The 22,471-nt window shown below is 42.8% G+C and carries 19 protein-coding genes and 1 riboswitch; of the genes, 12 read left to right on the forward strand and 7 right to left on the reverse strand.

Going from position 1 to position 22,471, the window contains the following annotated elements:
- Positions 1-73: 73 nt before the first annotated feature.
- Positions 74-571 carry a DUF6795 domain-containing protein gene (locus ACED29_RS19495; RefSeq protein WP_182722710.1) on the reverse strand — a complete coding sequence of 166 codons (498 nt, stop codon included), beginning with the start codon at positions 569-571 and terminating at the stop codon, positions 74-76.
- A 500-nt stretch (positions 572-1,071) separates the two neighbouring features.
- Here ACED29_RS19495 and ACED29_RS19500 point away from each other — a divergent pair, with 500 nt between their 5' ends.
- Positions 1,072-1,722: a DUF6795 domain-containing protein gene (locus ACED29_RS19500; RefSeq protein WP_371698475.1), complete on the forward strand. Its 651-nt coding sequence runs from the start codon at positions 1,072-1,074 to the stop codon at positions 1,720-1,722.
- Positions 1,723-1,811: 89 nt separating this feature from the next.
- Here ACED29_RS19500 and metH read toward each other — a convergent pair whose 3' ends face one another.
- Positions 1,812-5,528 (reverse strand): methionine synthase, encoded by a 3,717-nt coding sequence (metH, locus tag ACED29_RS19505; RefSeq protein WP_371698476.1) that lies wholly within the window; start codon positions 5,526-5,528, stop codon positions 1,812-1,814.
- Positions 5,529-5,948: 420 nt separating this feature from the next.
- Here metH and ACED29_RS19510 point away from each other — a divergent pair, with 420 nt between their 5' ends.
- The 8 genes from ACED29_RS19510 to cobO all read left to right on the forward strand — a co-directional run bounded on the left by ACED29_RS19510 (position 5,949) and on the right by cobO (position 13,552).
- Positions 5,949-6,662, forward strand: coding sequence for a histidine phosphatase family protein (locus ACED29_RS19510; RefSeq protein WP_371698477.1), 714 nt, complete (start codon positions 5,949-5,951; stop codon positions 6,660-6,662).
- A gap of 96 nt (positions 6,663-6,758) precedes the next feature.
- A riboswitch (cobalamin riboswitch) is annotated at positions 6,759-6,895 on the forward strand.
- A gap of 78 nt (positions 6,896-6,973) precedes the next feature.
- Positions 6,974-7,783 carry an ABC transporter ATP-binding protein gene (locus ACED29_RS19515; RefSeq protein ID WP_371698479.1) on the forward strand — a complete coding sequence of 270 codons (810 nt, stop codon included), beginning with the start codon at positions 6,974-6,976 and terminating at the stop codon, positions 7,781-7,783.
- On the forward strand, positions 7,776-8,882 hold the full coding sequence (locus ACED29_RS19520; RefSeq protein ID WP_371698480.1) for a FecCD family ABC transporter permease: 1,107 nt from the start codon (positions 7,776-7,778) through the stop codon (positions 8,880-8,882). Before ACED29_RS19515 ends, ACED29_RS19520 begins: the two co-directional genes overlap by 8 nt.
- A gap of 86 nt (positions 8,883-8,968) precedes the next feature.
- Positions 8,969-10,024: a nicotinate-nucleotide--dimethylbenzimidazole phosphoribosyltransferase gene (cobT, locus tag ACED29_RS19525; RefSeq protein WP_273059264.1), complete on the forward strand. Its 1,056-nt coding sequence runs from the start codon at positions 8,969-8,971 to the stop codon at positions 10,022-10,024.
- A 9-nt stretch (positions 10,025-10,033) separates the two neighbouring features.
- Positions 10,034-10,819 (forward strand): adenosylcobinamide-GDP ribazoletransferase, encoded by a 786-nt coding sequence (locus tag ACED29_RS19530; RefSeq protein WP_124015607.1) that lies wholly within the window; start codon positions 10,034-10,036, stop codon positions 10,817-10,819.
- On the forward strand, positions 10,819-11,349 hold the full coding sequence (cobU, locus tag ACED29_RS19535; protein ID WP_182697458.1) for a bifunctional adenosylcobinamide kinase/adenosylcobinamide-phosphate guanylyltransferase: 531 nt from the start codon (positions 10,819-10,821) through the stop codon (positions 11,347-11,349). The genes ACED29_RS19530 and cobU overlap by 1 nt, the downstream gene beginning before the upstream one ends.
- Positions 11,349-12,917, forward strand: a complete 1,569-nt coding sequence (locus ACED29_RS19540; RefSeq protein ID WP_371698482.1) for a cobyric acid synthase — start codon at positions 11,349-11,351, stop codon at positions 12,915-12,917. The genes cobU and ACED29_RS19540 overlap by 1 nt, the downstream gene beginning before the upstream one ends.
- Positions 12,914-13,552 carry a cob(I)yrinic acid a,c-diamide adenosyltransferase gene (gene cobO, locus ACED29_RS19545; protein WP_124015610.1) on the forward strand — a complete coding sequence of 213 codons (639 nt, stop codon included), beginning with the start codon at positions 12,914-12,916 and terminating at the stop codon, positions 13,550-13,552. The genes ACED29_RS19540 and cobO overlap by 4 nt, the downstream gene beginning before the upstream one ends.
- 51 nt (positions 13,553-13,603) lie before the next feature.
- On the opposite strand, the gene ACED29_RS19550 is transcribed toward cobO, so the two are convergent.
- From ACED29_RS19550 to ACED29_RS19560, 3 genes are all read right to left on the reverse strand, one after another.
- Positions 13,604-14,119 (reverse strand): hypothetical protein, encoded by a 516-nt coding sequence (locus ACED29_RS19550; protein WP_371698483.1) that lies wholly within the window; start codon positions 14,117-14,119, stop codon positions 13,604-13,606.
- A 102-nt stretch (positions 14,120-14,221) separates the two neighbouring features.
- The gene (locus tag ACED29_RS19555) at positions 14,222-14,440 is read right to left on the reverse strand and encodes a hypothetical protein (RefSeq protein WP_371698485.1); all 219 of its coding nucleotides are present in this window, start codon (positions 14,438-14,440) and stop codon (positions 14,222-14,224) included.
- Between the two features lie 146 nt (positions 14,441-14,586).
- A complete protein-coding gene (locus tag ACED29_RS19560) occupies positions 14,587-14,943 on the reverse strand; it encodes a helix-turn-helix domain-containing protein (protein WP_124015612.1) in 357 nt (118 codons plus the stop codon).
- 111 nt (positions 14,944-15,054) lie between these two features.
- Between ACED29_RS19560 and ACED29_RS19565 the strand changes: the two genes are divergently transcribed.
- The 3 genes from ACED29_RS19565 to ACED29_RS19575 all read left to right on the forward strand — a co-directional run bounded on the left by ACED29_RS19565 (position 15,055) and on the right by ACED29_RS19575 (position 19,951).
- The gene (locus tag ACED29_RS19565; RefSeq protein ID WP_371698487.1) at positions 15,055-16,422 is read left to right on the forward strand and encodes an aldehyde dehydrogenase; all 1,368 of its coding nucleotides are present in this window, start codon (positions 15,055-15,057) and stop codon (positions 16,420-16,422) included.
- Between the two features lie 127 nt (positions 16,423-16,549).
- On the forward strand, positions 16,550-17,344 hold the full coding sequence (locus ACED29_RS19570) for a 2OG-Fe(II) oxygenase (protein ID WP_182722716.1): 795 nt from the start codon (positions 16,550-16,552) through the stop codon (positions 17,342-17,344).
- Positions 17,345-18,058: 714 nt separating this feature from the next.
- Positions 18,059-19,951, forward strand: a complete 1,893-nt coding sequence (locus ACED29_RS19575; RefSeq protein WP_182722717.1) for a methyl-accepting chemotaxis protein — start codon at positions 18,059-18,061, stop codon at positions 19,949-19,951.
- 101 nt (positions 19,952-20,052) lie between these two features.
- On the opposite strand, the gene ACED29_RS19580 is transcribed toward ACED29_RS19575, so the two are convergent.
- Positions 20,053-21,777, reverse strand: a complete 1,725-nt coding sequence (locus tag ACED29_RS19580) for a pseudouridine synthase (RefSeq protein WP_371698488.1) — start codon at positions 21,775-21,777, stop codon at positions 20,053-20,055.
- A 289-nt stretch (positions 21,778-22,066) separates the two neighbouring features.
- The gene (locus ACED29_RS19585; protein WP_124015616.1) at positions 22,067-22,450 is read right to left on the reverse strand and encodes a VOC family protein; all 384 of its coding nucleotides are present in this window, start codon (positions 22,448-22,450) and stop codon (positions 22,067-22,069) included.
- Between the last annotated feature and the right edge of the window lie 21 nt (positions 22,451-22,471).

A 22,471-nucleotide genomic window follows, 5' to 3' on the forward strand; every position in this document is an offset into this window, starting at 1 on the left:
CAAATTATAACGCCTTGCCATGCTGTCTAAAAATCACTCTCGAAAGATCAACAGATCCTAGTATTGTTATTTGCTATTCACCGAATCTTTTTTGCTTCTCGATTTCTAATTTTTCCAGTTCAGGCCAGCGACAAATACTGAATATCTGATATCGCACAACTCCGCTGGGGAACTCTTCATCAATGACTTCTTGACTAATGGCTTCATTAGCTAGGTCACAATTTAATTGTGCTAATCGCTCGACTAGATAAGATATATGTTTCTCGCCTCTAGCCACTGTTGACCAAAGAAAAGTGTCTGTATAGTCACCTTCTGCGACTTTAATTGCTTGCGCAACGCGCGTTTCGGCGAAAGGCTTGTTAGGGTGACTTGTACTGTAAATAATTTCAGGAAAGCTAAATTTCCCTTCATTGTCAGTCGTGGTGTAATCCCATTCTATTTCTTCCATTACACCAGAATACTTATAACCCCTTTTTAGCTTAATACCGGCTAGAGGTTTTCCCTCATGGGTTAAGCTACCTATCACTTCAGGAAACACTTCGACATCGACTTTTTTAAACATGCTAAACATTGACTCCTCCGAGTAGCAACTAACGGCGACGATGAGAGATAGGAATGCAAAAATCCCAATATATGCTCTATAGGCCATAGATGAAGCAACTCCCTGCGTTTTAATTCATATGATTAATTTTTAAACGACATTATTGTAGAGTGATTCTGTAAGGGTATCTATTATTATAAATGACTATTTTTTATGGTGTAATGATGAAAAGGGTATGTTTGATTGAGATATTCTAGTCTGGCCTAATTTCATCATCCAACCAATGGGTAAAGTCGTTGAAGTAAGCATTTTTTGGGTATGGATTCAATATTGTTGGTTTTAGAGGTAAAGATAAAATTATTACAATTAATGTTTTTAGTGCTTTTTTGACACTATTTGGGGCTATAGATAAAGAGTTTTTTTTGTGTAAATTTATGCAGCCAATAAGTATTAAAAGCGCTATATTACGTCTCTTTTTAACCATGAATCTGTAGCTTTTATTTTTATCTATCAATGAGTAGGGTGAGAGGGTGTTAAATAGTCTTCTTGATAAATATCGTTACCTTTTATTGCTTACGGTTTCATTATTTCTATTTGTGATTATTTTTTCATATGCTTACCCTGAAGGAGATGATGCAGTGTTTGGATTTTTGAAGCGATATGAAGTTGAGTTGTCTGCTCCTGTGAAAGGGCGTATTACTCATAATGGTATTCCAGTTTCGGGTATGGAGATTGTTAGAGAGCTCTCCTATGGTGGCTATAATAAGGGCGAACCTGTTATTGACTATGCATTAACCGATACAAATGGTGAGTTTTCATTTAAAGAAGTTAAAATTAAATCAAATGCCCCAGGTAATATTTTTGGGCAAGATGCACGTTTGAAACAACATATATTTATTAAGAAAGACCGCGATGAGATAAAAGATGATGGAGATGATTCATATTGGCTTTGGAGGATAAGTAAGAACTGGGTTTCAGTACCGTATTTAAATCAGTATTTAATACAATTAAATGCAGACTTACAAAATAAAGAATTGCAATATGAAGTTGATTTAACACAGTTTGGTTTAATTCGTGATCAACCTGTTGTTTCAATATGCTACTGGAAAGATGAATTATTCTCGACTTATTATGGGGAAAATTTAGAAGAAATTAATAGCTTTGATGATTTAAAAGACTAAATTTATTAATTTAGTCTCGCCTACTTATTTTAAGGATTGTAGATACCATCCATCTCTCAGAACCGAGTACAAACCTAACCTGGGGCAGTCTACTCCGGGTCATAGTCCAATACTGGCGCTAGCCACTTCTCTGTCTCTTCCAAGGTCATGCCTTTACGATTAGCGTAGTCTTCTACCTGATCTTTACCAATATTAGTTACGCCAAAATAGCGTGATTTGGGATGGGCAAAGTACCAGCCTGAAACTGCAGCCGTTGGGTACATGGCAAAGCTTTCGGTAATGTTTAAATCGATAGTTTCATCGGGTTTGAGCAAATCCCACAACAAACCTTTTTCAGTATGGTCTGGGCATGCTGGGTAACCTGGCGCTGGACGAATGCCTTTATAACGTTCGCGAATTAACGCTTCGTTATCGAGCACTTCATCCGCGGCATAACCCCAAAATTCTTTACGAACACGTTCGTGCATGCGCTCGGCAAAGGCTTCGGCTAAACGGTCTGCTAAACATTTGAGCATAATCGCATTGTAGTCATCGTGATTGGCTTCAAAACGGGCAACATGTTCATCAATACCGTGCCCTGTCGTCACCGCAAAACCGCCCATGTAGTCGGCAACGCCTGAATCTTTTGGTGCAACAAAGTCTGATAAACAGAAGTTGTCGTTACCCACGCGCTCAAGCTGCATCCGCAAATGATGGGTGGTCATTTCTAATGTGCTGCGGCTTTCATCAGTGTATAGCTCAATGTCGTCGTGGTTAACGGTATTCGCTGGGAATAAACCGATTACTGCTTTGGCGGTAAGCCACTTTTCAGTAATAATTTGCTTCAACATGGCTTGGCCATCGGCAAATAATTTAACGGCTTCTTCACCAACGACTTTGTCTTTTAAAATTTCAGGGTAATGACCGTGCAGTTCCCAGCTTCTGAAGAACGGTGTCCAGTCGATACGTTCGACTAAATCTTCTAGCGGGTAGTCATCAAATACTTGGCGGCCTAATACATTAGGCGTAAACGGGGTGTAGTTTTCCCAGTCGTGTTGACAACGATTATCACGCGCCGCTTCAATCGATACGATGGTTTTACGCTTAGTTTGCGACAAACGTTTTTCACGCATCATGTCGTATTCGGCGTAAGCCTCGTCGATGGTCGCCTGGCGAGTGGCGTTATTAATCAGTTTTGACACCATAGGCACAGCACGAGAAGCATCGGCAATGTAAATGGCGCCATGTGGATAATGCGGTGCTATTTTTACTGCAGTATGAATTTTAGAGCAGGTTGCACCACCGATAATTGCTGGGATGGTTAAGCCTTCACGGTGGAAGGTTTTCACGTTGTGCACCATTTCATCTAAACTTGGAGTGATTAAACCTGACATGCCGATGATGTCGATATTATGCTCTTTTACTGCATCGAGAATTTTATCGACCGATACCATTACCCCAAGATCGACCACTTCGTAGCCGTTGCAGGCGAGAACCACACCGACGATATTTTTACCTATGTCATGCACATCACCTTTTACGGTGACCATTAAAATTCGCCCGTTTGACTGGCCAGCAACCTTTTCCAATTCGATATAAGGATTAAGGTAAGCGACGGCTTTTTTCATTACCCGAGCCGATTTAACTACTTGTGGTAAGAACATTTTGCCTGCGCCAAATAAGTCGCCGACCACGTTCATGCCGTCCATTAATGGCCCTTCAATCACGTCCAGTGGACGCACAGCTTCTTGGCGGGCAGCTTCAGTGTCTTCGTCAATAAATTCAGTAATACCTTTAACCAATGCATGCGACAAACGCTGCGATACTGGCCAACTGCGCCAGGCTAAATCTTCTTTTTTAGCCACTTGTGAGCCATCGCCTCTAAAGCTTTCAGCGATGTCGAGCAGTTGTTCAGTGTTACTTGAGTCGGCTACTGGGCAAGGTAAGTTTTGAACTACGTTTTCAACCCGTTTTTTTAGCTCAGGATCAATGTCATCGTATATGGCTAACTGACCTGCGTTAACAATACCCATATCCATTCCCGCTTGAATGGCATGGTATAAAAACACCGCGTGAATGGCTTCGCGCACTGGGTTGTTACCGCGGAACGAGAATGACACGTTAGACACACCGCCGGAGATCATCGCGTGTGGCAAGGTGGCTTTGATGTCTTTAATGGCTTCGATAAAGTCGACAGCATAATTGTCGTGTTCATCAATACCGGTGGCAATAGCAAAGATGTTGGGATCAAAAATAATATCTTCTGGAGGAAAGCCGACAACATCGACCAAAATGCGATAAGCACGAGTACAGATTTGAGTTTTACGTTCACGAGTGTCAGCTTGGCCGTCTTCGTCAAAGGCCATTACAATGGCAGCAGCGCCATAGCGTTTGACTAAGGTGGCTTGTTCGATAAATTTGGCTTCGCCTTCTTTCATCGAAATCGAGTTAACAATCGACTTGCCTTGGACGCATTTAAGACCGGCTTCAATCACTTCCCATTTTGATGAGTCAATCATGATTGGCACGCGAGAGATGTCGGGCTCAGAGGCGATTAAGTTTAAAAACTTTGCCATAGACGCGACGCCATCGAGCATCCCTTCGTCCATGTTGACGTCGATAATTTGTGCGCCATTTTCAACCTGCTCACGCACGACATCTAAGGCTTCTTCAAACTTTTCTTCTTTAATTAAGCGTAAAAACTTAGCTGAACCGGTCACGTTGGCGCGCTCGCCGACGTTAACAAATAACGAATTTTTATCTATGGTCAAAGGCTCTAGGCCCGATAAACGACAAGCCACGGGCAGATCTGGGATCTGTCTGGGTTCGTGTCTGAGTACCGCTTCACGAATGGCGCTGATATGAGCGGGTGTACTACCACAACAGCCGCCGACAATGTTGAGCATGCCTTCTTGAGCCCATTGATTAATGACTTCGGCCATTTCTTCTGGGGTTTCATCGTAGCCACCAAATTCGTTGGGTAAGCCAGCATTTGGGTGGGCGGAAACATAACACTCGGCAATACGCGATAATTCTTCAACGTACGGGCGCAGCTCTTTAGGACCAAGGGCGCAGTTAAGGCCAATCGATAACGGCTTGATATGGCGTAAAGAGTTATAAAAGGCTTCTGTGGTTTGCCCTGTTAAGGTTCGGCCTGAGGCGTCGGTAATGGTGCCTGAGATCATAACAGGTAGGCGATCGCCGAGTTGATCGAATACTTTTTCAATCGCAAATAGAGCAGCTTTGGCGTTTAAGGTATCAAAAATGGTTTCAACTAAAATGATATCGGCGCCGCCTTCAATTAAGGCGCTGGTGGATTCGACATAAGCGTCGACTAATTGGTCGAAACTGACATTACGAAACCCAGGGTCGTTAACGTCTGGACTGATAGAGCAGGTGCGGTTAGTTGGACCTAATACGCCAGCAACATAACGTGGCAAACCTGTTTGCGCAGCCACTTCGTCGGCTGCTTGGCGGGCAATTTGGGCTCCGGCTAGGTTAATTTCGGCGGCCAGAGACTGCATATCGTAATCGGCCATGGCGATGGTGGTGGCATTAAAGGTGTTGGTTTCAATAATGTCGGCACCGTTTAACAGGTACTGGGTATGAATATCTTTAATAATTTGCGCTTGGCTGAGTACTAATAAGTCATTGTTGCCTTTAACATCGCAATGCCAATCTTTAAAACGCTCGCCACGATAATCTTCTTCTTCCAACTTATAGTCTTGGATCATGGTGCCCATGGCGCCATCTAAAATCACAATACGCTGCGCTAACAATGCATTAAGTTGTTCAAGTGTTTGACTGTAAGAAGTCGATTTCGCCATAACAGTTACCTTTTTATCACTATGTTGCTTGATACCTTAATTGAGATAAGCATACCCTTATTTTTACCAGAGTAGGGCGATAACATCATTGTTTATTACAGCTACTACAGGCAATTTTTGGTTGCTACTGTAGATCAGGGCTATTGCTCATAATGATGACCTTTTATATGCTGACCTGTTAAGATAGTATTTTGGACATATAAACGTATAGACGTCCATAGTACGCGAATTTTTACCGCTAGAGCAAGGCTGATTTAAGCTCAATGAGGCGCAATTTGATTTAATTTGATTTACTCGATAGCTGGATAAGTAAGTTAACATCAGAATAGTTAATTAAATTGAGGGGGCATTTGCTCTGTGTTAGCAGTGCAAGGCTCTGTTTGATAAATGTTTATGACTCTCTAACTAAGGTTTATGTCAATGAAGCGAGCCAAGATAATATTAATGCGCCATGGTGAGTGTGAAGGTGGAGGGATATTCCGCGGCCGCACCGATGTGAAGCTTACCGATATTGGTATGACGCAAATGCAGCAAGCTTTTATCGAGCAGCAATATCCGATTAGTCATGTATTTAGTTCGCCGTTGTTGCGTTGTCAGTTATTTAGTCAAGCTTTAGCACAGCAACTATCGTTACCGTTAACCACTTTATCTTCACTACAAGAAATTGATTTTGGTGTCTGGGATGGGCAATCATTTGATGCTATTTATCAGCAAAACCCACAACAATTTGATGCTTATTGGGATAACCCTTGGCTGGCACAAAATACACCAGACAAGGCTGAGTCGGTAACCGATTTTACCGCACGAGTGGAAGCTGGCTTAATGACGGTCGTTGATGCTCTGTGGAGCTCTTTTGCGCAGACAGATAGTGCTCAACAAAAGCCTAATGGTGACGATTGTCCCCATGCGTTAGTGGTGACTCATGGTGGCGTAATGCGCTGTTTAGTCGGATATGTACTCAATACTGGCCAATGTAGCGGATTATTCGCTAACCTAGCGATCCCCTATGCTGCTATTATGATGCTCGATGTGTATTGGCCTGACGATATTGATAATATTGATCGTTTTCAGCCGCCAATAAAAGATACTAAAGCCGCTAAAGTGAGTTTTACCTTACATTGGCCTAAGACTTGAGAACCACCAGAGTCGTATTAGTCTCAATATCATGGTGTTAAAATGACTAGCTTACTATTTATTGTATTAACATCATGTCGTTAAGATGATTATCTTCAACACGATAGTTTAAAAAGTAGTGCCTTTCAAGGTATTGGGAATTGGGATAAGCCCAAACTGTACCCGCAACTGTAAATGGATCAATTAAGTATTGGTGCATAAGTCAGATACCAGCTTTGAATCGCCTCATTATCCATACCTAAGCGGGTGACTTAGGGGAGTGATTAAATCGATGTATGTGTTAATTAATTGGACATGGCGAGGTTACTTGCATGTCTGAGTCTGTATTAGATGTAAATCATCTTTTTTGGCAAGTCGATAAGAAAATGATTTTGGCTGACATTCATTTCAGTCTGCCTAAAGGCCAAATGCTAGGCTTAATTGGCCCAAATGGCGCGGGTAAGTCAAGCTTGTTACGTTGCCTGTATCGTTACATTGTGCCTACTAGCGGCGATATTGCGATTTTTTCCAAACCCATCAGTGAGTTTTCATCTAAGTTGCTAGCGCAAAATATTGCGGTGGTACAACAAGATACGCCGCATTATTTTGACATGACCACCGAGCAGTTAGTGACCATGGGGTTAACGCCGCATAAAGGCTTGTTTGATCCTAATACCGTCCAAGACCGTGAACGTGTATTAAGCGCATTAGCCAAAGTGGGCTTGCAGCAACAAGCACTGCAACAGTATGAACTGTTATCTGGTGGTGAAAAGCAGCGTGCACTTATTGCCCGCGCTATCGTGCAACAACCGCATATTCTTATTTTAGATGAACCCACTAATCATTTAGATATTCGTTATCAAATTCAAATTCTTGAACTGGTCAAATCATTAGGCATTAGCGTTATCGCATCGATACATGATCTAAATTTAGCCAGTGCGATGTGCGATAAATTATTACTACTCGATCACGGACAGTTAATTGCTAAAGGCACTCCAACTGAAGTGCTGACTGAGCGACAAATTAGTGATGTGTTCGGTGTGTGCTGCGACATTAATGTTCATCCACAACACGCAAAACCCCTTATTAGTTATTTTTATGGTTACCAACCCAGCCACAAAGTGGGCCCTGATCATGATTGATGCATCCCAACGTCGCTACTATGTTTACTTCAGCTTGTTGGTTGTAGTTACACTGCTTACTCCGATTTTTGCCGCCAGTTTTGGGGCGGCCAATATTCATCTAAATGACGTATTAATGATATTTAATACCTTATTAGGCGGCGACATGCCGAGTGCGATTGATGGCAGTGAGCATGCAGTTAAGATAACTCAACGTATTGTGCTTGAATTACGCTTGCCGAGAATTTTATTGGCCTTTGTCGCCGGCGCTGGTTTGTCTATAGCGGGCAGTGTATTACAAACCGTGACCCGCAATCCTTTAGCTGACCCGTATTTGTTTGGCATTAGCTCTGGGGCGTCATTTGGTGCGGTGTTGGTGGTGTCGTTATTCAGTCAAACGGGTTTGTTTGCCGAGATGTTTTCAGGGGTATTTACCCTAGCGCCAAACTTTACCGCACAACCTTGGTGGTCTTGGTCAACATTAAGTATTCCGATAGGAGCATTCATCGGCGCCAGTTTATCTGTGTTGGTGGTGTTTATGTTGTCGGGACCTGGTCGAAGTAGCCAAGTTGAACGTATGTTGTTATCCGGTGTGGCGACCTCGTTTCTGTTTGGTGCATTGACCAGTTTGTTGTTGTATTTTTCGACCCCACAGGCTGCGGCGTCAGTGCTGTTTTGGAGTTTAGGCAGTTTTGCCAAAGCCAGTTGGTCAAACTTACTGTTACCGAGTGTAACGGTAGGGGTTAGTTTATTGATTATGTTGACCTTTAGACGACAAATTATGGCGTTGCAAGCGGGAGATGAAACCGCGCATACCTTAGGAATTAATGTCGCTAAATTGCGTTTAAGTATGTTGTTACTGTGTTCGCTTATTACGGCAATGCTAGTGGCAACGTGTGGTGGCATTGGTTTTGTCGGTTTAATGATCCCGCACACGGTTAGGTTATTGTTTTCTGGACGTCAGCCGATGATCTTAACCGCGATGTTGGGTGGCTTATTTATGGTGTGGATTGATGTGATAGCGCGGTGTGTTTTATCTAATCAAGAATTGCCCGTTGGTATTATTACAGCAGCGTTAGGCAGTGTGTTTTTCTTGTTTATTTTACGCCAACGGCGCTAATTATTTAGACACAGGTATAAGAACTTTTATAAGAATTGCTATGCGCATCATGTTGAAATTTATTAGCCCAAGTTGTTGGAGTTGAAATGTTTGTTATAGAAGCCGTTAATCCAGATGTTGATGACATCATCCAGCATAAGATTAATCAAAAAACCAAACCGCTAGGGGCTTTAGGTCAACTAGAATCGTTGGCATTACAGGTTGCTCGGGTGCAATATAATGGCAATCAGCAGCGATTAAGTTCACAGCTGCAAATCACTAAGCCAACTATGTTAGTGTTTGCTGCCGACCATGGTATTGCCGCTTATGGCGTGTCGATTGCGCCAAGCGAAGTGACGACTCAAATGGTGCATAACTTTGTTCAAGGCGGCGCGGCAATTAACGTGTTTTGTCGCCAGGTCGGCTTTGAACTTGAAATTATTGATTGCGGTATATTACAACCGCTGACAGGGCAAACGAGCGTTATCGATCAGCGCTTAGGCGCTGGTACTCACGCTATGCATTTGTGTGCTGCTATGGGGCTTGAAAAAGTCGCCCAAGGGTTTGAGTTAGCTCGCCAGCTGGTTATGCGTCATGTCGCTGGAGGCTGTAATCTCATTGCCTTAGGTGAAATGGGCATAGGTAATACGTCAGCCGCGACGGCGGTAATGTCAGCAATGCTTAATATTGATGTTGAGCAATGTGTTGGCCGAGGCACGGGCATTGACGATGCAACCTTGGTCACCAAAACACAATTAATTAATCAAGCTCTGGCATTGCATCAGCCTGCTTTAGTGTCTCCAGAGGCTATTTTAGCTCATGTGGGGGGCTTTGAAATCGTGCAAATGACAGGGGCTATTTTAGCAGCCGCAGAGCAAAAAATATTAGTGGTCATTGATGGTTTTATCGCTACTGCTGCAGCATTAGTTGCGGTAAAATTATCCCCACAATCAAGAGACTATTTAATCTTTGCTCACGAGTCGCAAGAGCAAGGACACAAGCTTTTGTTACAACAGCTACAAGCAACACCTTTGTTGTCGCTGGGATTAAGACTTGGAGAAGGCACAGGCGCTGCATTAGCCTTGCCGTTAATTCAAGCCGCGGTGCATTTTTACAATCAAATGGCCAGTTTCGATGATGCTGGCGTTCATAATGTCGTTTAAGGGTACAACATGTCTGGCGAGATAAAGTGGTTACGGCAGTTAAATTTGTTTTTTGTGGCAATGAGTTTTTTTACTCGGATCCCCGTTCCATCATGGGTGGTGATTGATCGCGATAAACTGAATCAGGCCAGTCGTTATTTTGGTTTGGTCGGTTTAATGATTGGTTTAATTTGTGCGTTGGTATTTTGGTTAGCACAATTAATTTTACCCGCGAGCATTGCCATTCTACTGGCGATGGTGGCCGGTGTGTTGGTGACTGGTGGGTTTCATGAAGACGGCTTAGCCGACACCGCTGATGGCTTTGGTGGTGGTTGGACGGTAGAAGATAAGCTGCGGATTATGAAAGATTCGCGTTTAGGCAGTTATGGTGCTTTAGCCTTGGGGTTAGTGTTATTACTGAAATGGCAACTGTTAGTCGAGCTAGCATTATACAGCCCTATGGCTGCGGTAAGCGCTCTGGTAGCAGGTCATACCTTAAGTCGAGTGGTGGCTTCTAGCTTAATTTTTAGTGAACAATATGTTCGCGATGACGATAGCAGCAAATCTAAGCCTATTGCAGAAAACCAACAGTTAAACGATTTATTTATTTTGATTGCCAGTGGTATTTTTGTGTTGTTATGGCTTAACGGCGTGGCGGCATTTGTGTTGTTTATTACCTTGTGGTTAGTGCGTATTTTGCTTGGTGGCTTTTTCCGTAAACAGATTGGTGGCTACACCGGTGATACGTTAGGGGCAGCGCAACAAATCAGCGAAGTATGTTGTTACTTAGTTATTTTAGCGGTTGGGTTAAGCTAATGATTCATTTGGTGTTAGGTGGTGCGCGCAGTGGTAAGAGTCGCTTTGCTGAGCAATGCGTTGCTGAATACGCAGCGATTGGTTATCAATGCGTGTATTTAGCAACCGCGACCGCGTTAGACACAGAAATGTCGCAACGTATTCACCAACACCAACAAGATAGAGTATCCAGCCCCCATGGCTGGATACTGCACGAACAAGCTTATGATATTGCCCAAACCTTAGTGGCAATCGATAAACCCCAGCAAGTGATCTTGCTCGATTGTCTAACCTTATTACTTACCAATCATTTACTGCTAGATGATGGCGCTTCGTGGGCCATGCAAAAGTCATTATTGCTCGACAGTTTGTCTGCATTGCAAAGTGAAGTGGTGTTAGTTAGCAATGAAGTCGGTTCGGGTATTGTGCCTATGGGCGAGCTCAACCGCCGTTTTGTTGATGAAGCTGGTTGGTTAAATCAAGCGGTAGCAGCGATATCTGACCAAGTTACTTTGGTGGTTGCAGGCCTGCCATTGCCCTTAAAAGCATAATGTCATTAGTTCATTCCACACCTGTAACAGGTGACCCACTTTGCGGCGCATTAATGGTGCAAGGCACTACTTCCGATGCGGGTAAAAGCACCTTAGTGGCGGGGCTGTGTCGTTTATTTGCCCGTCAAGGCGTGAGCGTTGCTCCGTTTAAGCCGCAAAATATGGCGTTAAACAGCGCCGTAACCCTTGATGGTGGTGAAATTGGCCGCGCCCAAGCACTGCAGGCTATTGCTTGTGGTTTAGCGCCTCATACCGATTTTAATCCGGTGTTATTAAAGCCCAGCTCAGATACGAGCGCGCAAGTGATTATTCACGGTAAAGCCTTGTCTACATTAGAAGCTAAGGCCTTTTTCGGACCTCAGAGCCAAGGTTATAAAACCATGGCATTAGCGGCGGTAATGCAATCTTACACTCGCCTGCAGCAGCAATATTCCTTGGTGGTGACTGAAGGTGCGGGTAGCCCGGCCGAAATAAATTTACGCCAAGGTGATATTGCCAATATGGGCTTTGCTGAGGAGGCTGATTGCCCAGTAATCATTATTGCCGATATTGACAAAGGTGGTGTGTTCGCCCATTTAGTTGGTACGTTGGCATTATTAAGCCAGTCTGAGCAAGCACGGGTAAAAGGCTTTGTGATTAATCGTTTTCGCGGTGACATCAGCTTATTGCAGTCCGGTATCGACTGGCTTGAAGCTTATACTCAAAAACCAGTATTAGGCGTATTACCTTATTTACACGATCTGCATTTAGACGCTGAAGATGCATTAATTGATAACCCTCAAAGCACGTTATCGACCCCATTATCTGCCAGTCAGCGTTTGTCTGTGTTGGTATTAGTGTATCCAAGGATCAGTAATCATACCGATTTTGATCCACTGCGTTTACATCCACATATTGATTTTCATTATGTGACTATGCAGAGCATGGCTCAAGCATCTGAGTGGCCAGCCGCGGATTTAGTCATATTGCCTGGCAGTAAAAATGTGCGTGCAGATTTAGCTTTTGTGCGCGAGCAAGGTTGGGATGTCGCCTTGAAAAAGCATTTACGTTACGGCGGTAAAGTCATCGGGATTTGTGGCGGTTACCAAATGCTCGGTGAGTGGATTGATGATCCCTTAGGTATTGAAGATAACGTTGGTTGCAGTGACGGATTGGGCTTATTACCGATTACTACCGTACTAACTGCTAGTAAAACTTTAACTCAAGTAAGGGGTCACTTACGTTTACAAGGCCTGCAGGTAGAGTTTAGTGGTTATGAGATCCATTGTGGTGAGTCTTCACTTACAGAGAATATAACTCAGCCGTTATCGATTGAACAATATGCCGATCAGCCTATACCGGTTACTAAGCTTGATGGCATGGTGAGCAATGACCAACAAATTTTAGCGACTTACGTGCATGGATTATTCGATCATCCCGCTGCATGCCAACTTATTTTGCAATGGGCCGGCTTAGAGAGTCGCCATGCTATTGATATTAACCAGATCCGCGAGCAGCAACTAAATCGTCTTGCCGACGTGTTAGAAGCGCATTTGGACATGAACACATTGAAAGGAATAATCTCATGACAACTGATAACCACGATAATGAACAAGCTAGCACTATTGATGCAAACAAAGCTGAACGTCATAAAGCCCGCCAACAGAAAGTTAAAGTGGGTGTTGATGCCAAAATTGCTGCTGCTCAAGATGAGAAAGGCATTTTATTAGTGTTAACCGGCAATGGTAAAGGCAAATCAACCTCTGGTTTTGGCTCTGTTACGCGCGCTGTGGGTCATGGTCATAAAGCCGCGGTAGTGCAATTTATTAAAGGCACTTGGGCTTGTGGTGAGCGTAATTTACTCGAAGGTGCTGGTGTACCATTTCATGTCATGGGCACCGGTTTTACTTGGGAAACTCAAGACAAAGAAAAAGACACCCAAGCTGCCATGGAAGCTTGGCTCGAAGCTGAAAAACTCCTTAAAGATGAATCGATCAACATGGTGTTGTTAGATGAATTAACTTACATGGTCAGTTATCACTATATCGAACTTGAGCGAGTATTAACGGCGTTAAGAAATCGCCCAGCGATGCAACATGTGATTATCACTGGCCGCGCTTGTCATCGTGACATTATTGAGTTAGCTGATACAGTAAGTGAAATTGTTCCGATAAAACATGCGTTTAATGATGGCATTAAAGCGCAGTTAGGGTTCGATTATTAATCATTGATGTTGTCGCTGAACCCATATACTGGTTTTAGCGACATGAGCCTATTAAAGCGAAAGTGGTTCAATCGTGGTTTGACTATGATTATCAGGGGCAGCTGTTATTGGTCCCGCGATCTGAGTTGCTGCTTGTGGTGATATTCGTTCAGGAAACCACTTTTTTACAATAAGCTCGAACTGGCCATTTTGTTTAACCGTATCAAATGCATGTCGCATCATTTCGAGTAATTCAACCCGAGTATCTTTATGGGTTGCTATACCTAGCTCGATGTTATTAATAACATACACAATGGTGAAATCAGACCGTTTAAGCCCCAATGCCTTTATTGAGCCGGATAGGCCGATATCATTATTATTGACTAAATCCACTCGATCATAATAAAGCATTTTTAGGGCTTTAGTTTGGTTTGCAACCAAATAGACATTTGGGTGTTCATGTTGAATGTTGAGACTCTCTAGTGAAATGTCGCTTCTTGGTAACGCCAGCGTGTATCGATTAATATCTTGTTTGTTAACGATATTGATGTCAGATCGAGAGGTCTTTTTGTAAATAACATTTCGCACCGTGTGAAAATCACCTATCCATTTAAACTGTTGTAAACGTTTTTCGGATTTTCCTATCGAAAAAATAAATGTATCAGGATTTTTTGCGGCATTTTTATATGCTCAGCTCCAAGGCATGATTTCAATATTAATATCAAAATCAAGATATTGCTGGGTAGCATGTAACACATCAATCGAAAAGCAAACCAATTCTCCATGAGAATTTAGCGACTGAAATGGAGGATAGCTTTCGGTGTAAAAAGTGATGGCTGGTCTGGCATTTGAAATCGGCGAATTGAAAAATATAATGATGAAAATCGCCACAGATAAGTAACGCAACATAAATAACAGCACCTTAAATTAAGGCTTCCATGCATTTCATCTCCGTAATAGTGACAAGCCTAACATATTGTTATTATTTTGTGACAATTAAGCTGTTGAGTCGTTAGCTAATTAATCTTTGTGGAGATCTAGCCCAGAGTACTTTGCTAAACAATATACTCATCTGCCCACTCTTTTAAGCGCTCTAAAATATCCAATGCCGTGCGACCAAGATCGGTAATACTATAAGACACAGCAATAGGACGATCACTAATCACATGGCGAGTCACCAGTCCTTGGGCTTCTAATTCTTTCAGGCGTTGATCGACCATTTTTTTACTTGCCCCGCCTAACATGCGCGACAAATCATTAAATCGCACTGGACCATCTTGCAAGTGCCATAATATCGATGCTTTCCATTTTCCACCTAATACCCGCATACCACGCTCGACCGAGCAAGGTTCAGCACAAGCGTTGATAACTTTTTTTTGACCGTTAGTCATTGTTTCAATTTTAGTTTTCATCAATCTAACCTAGGTTACTAAAAGTATACTGGTTGCTTTTGTATTCCATTGTATCAAAATAGACAGCAATTAGACTAGCGTCACTTTAGTACCATTAAGGAATGTTTCTCCATGGCAGTATTAACCTCTTACGATCCCGCGAGTTATCATAAAGTCGATGGCGGAGAACACATTGAAGCCACAGCGGTAGGTCGCGTAGAAACAACCAGCATCGAGCAGTTGCCAATAGTGATAAGCAATGCGCAAGTTGCTCAAAAAGCTTGGGCAAGTTTGCCATTAGTTCAACGGCAACAGTATGTGGTTAAAGCGTATCAACAATTACACGCAGTGCAAGATGAACTGGCAACACTCATTGGCCAAGAAATGGGCAAAGATTATCGCCGTGCCACCTATGAAGTGGGCGGTACAGTACAAAATGCAGGCTATTTTGCCAGTGAAATAGGCGATTCACTAGCCACTGAGCAAGTTGATAATCGTACTGAATTACAATACCGTCCTTTGGGTGTTGTAGCCGTCATTTCGCCCTGGAATTATCCGATAGCCATGGCCAATAACTTACTGATGCCAGCACTTATAGCGGGCAACAGTGTGATATTAAAGCCATCTGAACAAACTCCGCTGGTGGCCGAATTATTTATTAATACCCTTAATAAGGTGCTACCACAGCATGTGCTGCAAGTGGTTCAAGGTGATAAAGCCCTTGGCCAGGCACTGGTTGCTGCAGACATTAATATGGTGGCATTTACCGGGTCTATGGCTGCAGGTAAACACATTATGGCTAATGCCGCATCGGGTTTAAAACGTTTAGTAATGGAGCTTGGCGGCAACGATCCTATGATTGTGATGGCTGGTGCCAATATGGATGCCGCGGTGCGTTTTGCGGTGGCAAGCTCGTTTGAAAACGCTGGGCAGATGTGCACTTCCACAGAACGAGTATATGTAGACCAGCAAATTGCCGATGAGTTTGAACAAAAAGTGGTGGCCTTAGCCAGCCGTTATCGTGTGGGAGCATGGGACGCTGCGAATGTGAATATTGGCCCGATAGTGAATCCTACACAGCACCAAAAAGTACTTGAGCAGTTACAAGATGCTACCGCCAAAGGCGCGAGTATTTTATTAGGTAGTGATCACTATGAACTACCGTTTATTCAACCTACAGTTGTGACAGATATTACTCCTGAAATGCTGCTAGAACGTGAAGAAACCTTTGGCCCTGTAGTGGCTATAAGCCGTTTTAGTGATATTGATGAAGCCATTAGTCGCGCTAATAACAGCCACTATGGTTTAGCTGCTGTGGTGTTTGGTGGCCAAGGCGCTAAAGCCGTTGCCGAACAACTTGAGGCTGGCATGGTTGGGGTTAATCAAGGTGCTGGTGCTGGCAATGCGCCATGGGTAGGAGCTAAGCAAAGTGGTTTTGGTTTTCATGGCACTGCAGCTGGGCATCGCCAATTTGCTCAAGTGCGAGTGATGAGTTATTAATTTTTGCGGTTAGCCACACTTATTCGTAAGCAGTTATTTTTTAGTAAATAATGTTTATTAAACAATAACTCTCACACTTTTTTAGTTAAACATTGCTAGCCCATTTTATGGTTAAAGGTATAAAGACATGAACACAGCAAAAGTAAATTCAGATTATTTTGTGGTGGCACTAGAACCCGGCGCTGAACATCCGGCATTGCCGACATGGGCTAATTATCACGCTAATGTGGCTGAGCTTAATGAAGCAAAGTTGACCGAAACTGAGCGTGCTAACGTGAGTAAAAAAATGTTAGCCGAAGTGCCAGGTGCGTTTCAATTATTGAATGTATTGACGCCAGATGAGTGTAAACGGCTAATTTCGGTGAGTGAGTCGATGGGCTTTTTACCCGACGCCGCGGTGTCATTACCACGCAATGTTCGCCATAACGACAGTTTAACCTGGGTGGTTGATAACACCACAGAGCAAGTTATTTGGAATAGAGTTAACCATCTTATGGATGATAACTTGGGCATTTTTGCTGGTAAAGCAGCCTTGGGACTCAATAATCGCTTTCGTTTTTATCGCTATAACCAAGGTGATTTCTTTAAGCCGCATTCAGATGGTTCGTGGCCGGGAAGCCAAGTTATAGACGGTCAGTTAGTGCGAGATGCTTTTGGCGATCGCTATAGTCTGCTGACATTTTTAATCTTACTGACAGAAGACTTTGAAGGCGGTGCAACGCGCTTTTTAGTTAATGCCGACAATCCAAGTTTACCAGCAAAACATGGCGATAATATGCGTCAAGTTGACGTGCGAACGCCAGCAGGAAGTGTATTGTGTTTCCCACATGGCATGCATCCGCTGCATTGCATTCATAGCTCAGAGCCTATTTTGTCTGGGGTTAAATACATTATTCGCACCGATGTGTTGTTTGAGTTATAACACAGGCCATCAACACGGGTTAGTTTATTGATAAGCTAACCCGTTAGTTAAGCGCTAAATTTTTAATGAAATAACGTACAAGGTTCGCTCTACTCAAGCCTTTGTTAACTTTTCCTTCTTGTTTAATCCTTGCTGAACGAAGTCGATGTTCGTCATCCGTGATGTATTTCTGATCAATATAAACCCGCTGTTATCAAATTCACTCGTGTGTCACTTTCAGTAATAAACTTTTATAAAACTTATCGAATAAGCTTGCTCGCCAACGTGGCTATTGTGACAGCGCATGCTTGGCAAACTCAACTGTCAGCGCTAATGGCAAGGATAACATTTACGCTAATGTTGACTTCATGGAGCGATAACTGGGACATAAGATCTGAAATTATATTTTAGGTTTTCTTATTAACTTGGGAGTATGATACAAATCAAGTTGTTATATTATTGTTATCTTTTTGATTCAGCTATACTCAGATTTTAAATGACTCATCATTAGAGTGCTCTATTGGGTCATGATGGAATGCGTACATGCAGCAGAATGTGTTTAAGGTTAAGTTGTGATGCTAAATGATTGACTGCTAAATCAATGATTGTCCTGGCCAGGGATAAAATCCGAATCAACGATTAATTTTTTTAGTGTTTTATGATCGCATGTTTTGACATTTGCTGCCGATATAAAGTCGTATCACTGGAAAACTTTGGATTATAAAGGAAGAGCTCATGCAATCGACACTAAAAACACGTCTGCTTTTTAGCAGTCTTTTTGCAGTACTGATCACTATCGTGGTGTTGGTGAGCATATCTAGTTATGTTATTAGAAATAATGCATTGACCAATACCCAAGATGAAATAGACCAACTTGCAGTGACCTTTACTCAAGGAATTGGCGAATGGATGCAAGATAGAAAGCAGGCCATTACCAGCCTGAAACAAACCATTGAAGCTGACCCAACTGTTAATATCACGCCTTTTTTACTCCAAGCTCACAACGCTGTGGGCTTTGCATTAACTTATTTTGGCGATGAGCAAGGTAATATGTACCGTCAAGATCCTGCATTAAATACCGCAGGTTATGATCCAAGAGTAAGACCTTGGTATATAGATGCTAAGGCCGCAGGCAGTATGATTATGACAGCGCCTTATATTAGTACTACTTTACAGAAGCAAGTTGTGACGATTGCTGCACCTGTGATGGCTAATGGCAAATTGTTTGGTGTTACCGCCGCTAACTTAACCATTGTTCAGTTAACGGATGCCGTCCAGAGCTTAGACGTTCCGGGTGATGGTTACGCTGTAATGGTTGACTATACCGGACTGATTATCAGCCATCCACATAGTCAATTGAATAATAAACAACTCAGTAGCGTCGATGAACAATTCACTAATAGTTGGTTAGCACAAAGGTCCAAAGCCAACAGTATTGAAGAGCGTGAGCTCGATGGTACAACTAAGCTTTTGTATGTTGCGGCAATCCCTTCGACAGAGTGGGCATTAATTTTCGTAATGGATAAGCAACAAATTATGTCACCGGCTACCGTTCTCGCTTGGTGGATGTCTGCGATAGGGGCGACTTTACTTATTCTTTTCGGATTAATGCTTACCGTTATTTTTAAAATTCAATTTAAAGATCTTGAACGTGTTGCCCAAGCTCTAAACGATATTGCCGAAGGAGAAGGTGATTTAACCGTGCGTATTGAAACCGCCAACAGTCACGATGAAATAGGTCGCTTAGCGTCTGGTTTTAATCAATTTGCTGAACGTATTCACGGGATGATTTCTCGGATGCATAAAATTGCAGGCCAATTAGAATATCAAGCGACAGATAGCAGTGCATCAGCGGTTAAAAATAGCGATCGTATTGTCATTCAGCAAGATGAAGTGACCATGGTAGCCACAGCCGTAACTGAAATGGCCAGTGCTACCGAAGAGATTGCCAGCAATGCCGAACATACAGCACACATAGCACAAGATGCGGTAGAGCTTTCAACCCACGGTCAAAAACAGGTAATGCAAAGCCAAGCATCAATACGAAGTCTAGCCAAAGAAGTGAGTACAGCAGGGCAGATTATTGGTGACTTGAATGAACACTCACAGAAAATTAACAGTATTCTGTTAACCATTAGCGGGATCTCCGAGCAAACTAATTTATTGGCATTGAATGCTGCGATTGAAGCCGCTCGAGCGGGAGAACAAGGCCGAGGTTTTGCTGTAGTGGCTGATGAAGTTCGAGTGTTATCACAACGTACTCATTCATCGACTCAAGAAATTCAAGCTACAATTGAGACCCTACAAAAAACGGCGGAAAAAGCTGTTAAGTCAATGACACAAAGCCGTGAAATGGCTGAAACCAGCGTATCGGATGCTAATTCGGCTAGTGAGAGTTTATTGCAGATAACTAAAGCGATTAATGAGATTTCAGATATGGCGAGTCAAATTGCCACTGCAGCAGAAGAACAAACCTCAGTGACAAGTGAGATAAACCGTAATACGGAATCTATTCGCGAAGTATCGGAAAACTTGTCAATTGAAGCGAAAACCTCAATGACACAAGCACAGAAATTGGCTCATTTAGCTGCATCACTACAACAAGAGGTCAGTAGCTTTAAGTTGTAGTATTAAAGAAACCAATCACTTAATACTCAGTGTGTTTGAGTCGATCAGTAAAAGTGTCTTAAGATACTTTTACTGATGTTGTCTCTATTTTAATATGATGATTATTCAAAATCGGCTTTCGTTTCAAACACCATATCTTCGCCAGTCAGCGGATGAGTAAGCGCTAAATATTGGGCGTGTAAATGCAAACGGTTGGTGGCGATGCCGTATAAATCATCACCGACTATTGGCATGTGCAAACCATCGTGATGGGCACAATGCATGCGTAATTGATGGGTTCGCCCGGTTTTAGGGTACAAATACACTAAAGTGCGCTGTCTTTGACGTTGATAAACTTGCCAATGCGTCTCGGCATGTTTGCCATGCTCATAACACACTAGCTGCTTCGGACGATCGTCCAAATCCACCCGCAATGGCAAACTAATATCGCCCTCATCTTGACTTGGTACACCCTCAATTAGCGCGATATAACGTTTAGTGACGCTGCGTTGAATAAACTGCTGTTGTAGAGCTTTGTTAGCTTCTTTGGTGAGTGCAATCACCATTAGGCCTGAGGTCGACATATCTAAGCGATGAACAATCAGCGGCCCTGTCGCAGAGGGAAATAGCTGCTGCATACGACTAAACACCGAGTCGGTGATATTTTTACCCGGTACCGATAACAATTCAGCAGGCTTGTTAATAATCACCATCGCATCATCTTGATAAATAATATCAATGTGCTGATCTTTACCCGGATTAATCAACAGTGGATCGTCATCAACTTGCATGCCTTTTAGCATGTGAGTCAGAATAGGTCGGCATTTTCCGTGACAAGCCGGGTAGTAGTTTTTATGCTGTTTTATCTCAGATTTTGGCGATGAGCCCCACCAAAACTCTGCCATCGCAATTGGAGTAAATTGATGTGTAAACGCGTATTGCAGTAACTTAGGTGCCGCACATTCGCCTGCGCCTGCTGGTGGTAAATGATTAGGTGCATCATTGAAAATATCGTTTAAATCTCGTGCTTCACCTAAGACATTTAAAAACTGATATTGAGCAAACAGCTTTTTTTGCAATCCATTTGAAAGTTGTTTGCGCTGACGTTTAAGCTGTTTGATTTGCAATTGAAGCGTATCTAATGCCATTTTAGTGGCTTCAACTTGAGTCTGCCACTGTTGCTTTAACGCATTTAGCTGATGCTTTTGCTGCACACTTTGACGGCTTAACTCGATAGACAATGTTCTATGGGTATCGTCACTGATGCTTGCTTGCGCTAATGCATCATCTGCTTGCTCACGTTGTAGCTTACGCAGCTTGCGGCCTTCAACTATTGCGTTACGTTGCTGCTCTAGTTCACTTTCCGCTTGGTGTTGTTGCGCAACTAACGTCGCGGTTAATGTTGCCAGCAATGGATTTGCTTCTTGCTGACTAATCGACAGATTAATGTGGTTAATCTGTTTATTTTCAGCGCTAAAGAAACTGTCTTGGGTCAGCATATCAAACACTGGTGGTACAAACGGCGGCAAGATATTGTTGTCGGCTAACTTACCCGAAAAAGCCGCTAAAAAACCAAGTTGCCCGTGTGCATTCTTCACCACTAATACACCAAACATTTTACCAATCACCATGCCGCGATCATTTTCGCTGTCTAAGCCAAAATTATGTCGCCAGGGATTCGCCTCAAGTAACTCCTGCTGCAACTGCTTTGCAGCCAGTAAACATATTGGATGAGGTTGATAATAAAACGGGAAGGTGAAAGAGTTAGGTAATCCTTGTTCGGCAAGCGTGTTATTGAAAGCCATTGCATCATTGAAAGGAATAAAACACGGGTCGTTAACAGACATCAAAAACACACTCACTACACCAAAGGGCCATTATTTTACCTTGTTGTACTGTTTGGTGCATCTATAAGTGTTCGAGGTATATGGAATGGAATTATTTTAGCTGTAAAAGAGAGCACAAGGGAGTAACCATAAAAAACCGTTGCTGATAAATATTGGCATGTTAGCTTCGGATTTTGATTTTATTTGAATCGATTAATTAGTCAGCTAATTGATATTTACACTGATATTTAAATAAAAATGGGCGAAGTACAATCACGTCACCCATATAGTGGTTAATGCTTAGCGAAGATTACTTTGCCACTCTGTGTAAGGCGCACATCTTGTTACCATCTGGATCGCGAAGGTAAGCAAGGTATAAATCAAATGCAGGGCCAGGTCGAATACCCGGCGCATCTTCACACGCGGTGCCACCATTGACTAAACCGGCTTCATGCCATGCATCTGCTAACGCTGGTGTTTCTGCAGCAAAACCAATTGTTGTACCATTACCATGGCATGCTGGCTCACCGTTAATCGGTTTAGTGAGTATGAAAATCCCCGTCTTTGTCATGTATACACAACGACCTTTAGGATCAATTTGTCCTGGAGCATGGCCTAATGCACCTAAAATCGCATCATAGAATTTTTTTGATGTATCAATATCATTAACGCCGATCATAACGTGACTAAACATGGTAACTCTCCTTGTGCGAGT

The sequence above is a fragment of the Shewanella sp. 5S214 genome, assembly GCF_041439795.1.
GTDB classification, from domain to species: domain Bacteria; phylum Pseudomonadota; class Gammaproteobacteria; order Enterobacterales; family Shewanellaceae; genus Shewanella; species Shewanella vesiculosa.

Excerpts from the sequence above, each read along its gene's own strand:
- ACED29_RS19495 (WP_182722710.1), bottom strand. The coding sequence starts at position 571 with ATGTTTAGCATGTTTAAAAAAGTCGATGTCGAAGTGTTTCCTGAAGTG.
- metH (WP_371698476.1), bottom strand. The coding sequence starts at position 5,528 with ATGGCGAAATCGACTTCTTACAGTCAAACACTTGAACAACTTAATGCA.
- ACED29_RS19510 (WP_371698477.1), top strand. The coding sequence starts at position 5,949 with ATGAAGCGAGCCAAGATAATATTAATGCGCCATGGTGAGTGTGAAGGT.
- ACED29_RS19515 (WP_371698479.1), top strand. The coding sequence starts at position 6,974 with ATGTCTGAGTCTGTATTAGATGTAAATCATCTTTTTTGGCAAGTCGAT.
- ACED29_RS19520 (WP_371698480.1), top strand. The coding sequence starts at position 7,776 with ATGATTGATGCATCCCAACGTCGCTACTATGTTTACTTCAGCTTGTTG.
- cobT (WP_273059264.1), top strand. The coding sequence starts at position 8,969 with ATGTTTGTTATAGAAGCCGTTAATCCAGATGTTGATGACATCATCCAG.
- ACED29_RS19530 (WP_124015607.1), top strand. The coding sequence starts at position 10,034 with ATGTCTGGCGAGATAAAGTGGTTACGGCAGTTAAATTTGTTTTTTGTG.
- cobU (WP_182697458.1), top strand. The coding sequence starts at position 10,819 with ATGATTCATTTGGTGTTAGGTGGTGCGCGCAGTGGTAAGAGTCGCTTT.
- ACED29_RS19540 (WP_371698482.1), top strand. The coding sequence starts at position 11,349 with ATGTCATTAGTTCATTCCACACCTGTAACAGGTGACCCACTTTGCGGC.
- cobO (WP_124015610.1), top strand. The coding sequence starts at position 12,914 with ATGACAACTGATAACCACGATAATGAACAAGCTAGCACTATTGATGCA.
- ACED29_RS19555 (WP_371698485.1), bottom strand. The coding sequence starts at position 14,440 with ATGTTGCGTTACTTATCTGTGGCGATTTTCATCATTATATTTTTCAAT.
- ACED29_RS19560 (WP_124015612.1), bottom strand. The coding sequence starts at position 14,943 with ATGAAAACTAAAATTGAAACAATGACTAACGGTCAAAAAAAAGTTATC.
- ACED29_RS19565 (WP_371698487.1), top strand. The coding sequence starts at position 15,055 with ATGGCAGTATTAACCTCTTACGATCCCGCGAGTTATCATAAAGTCGAT.
- ACED29_RS19570 (WP_182722716.1), top strand. The coding sequence starts at position 16,550 with ATGAACACAGCAAAAGTAAATTCAGATTATTTTGTGGTGGCACTAGAA.
- ACED29_RS19575 (WP_182722717.1), top strand. The coding sequence starts at position 18,059 with ATGCAATCGACACTAAAAACACGTCTGCTTTTTAGCAGTCTTTTTGCA.
- ACED29_RS19580 (WP_371698488.1), bottom strand. The coding sequence starts at position 21,777 with ATGTCTGTTAACGACCCGTGTTTTATTCCTTTCAATGATGCAATGGCT.
- ACED29_RS19585 (WP_124015616.1), bottom strand. The coding sequence starts at position 22,450 with ATGTTTAGTCACGTTATGATCGGCGTTAATGATATTGATACATCAAAA.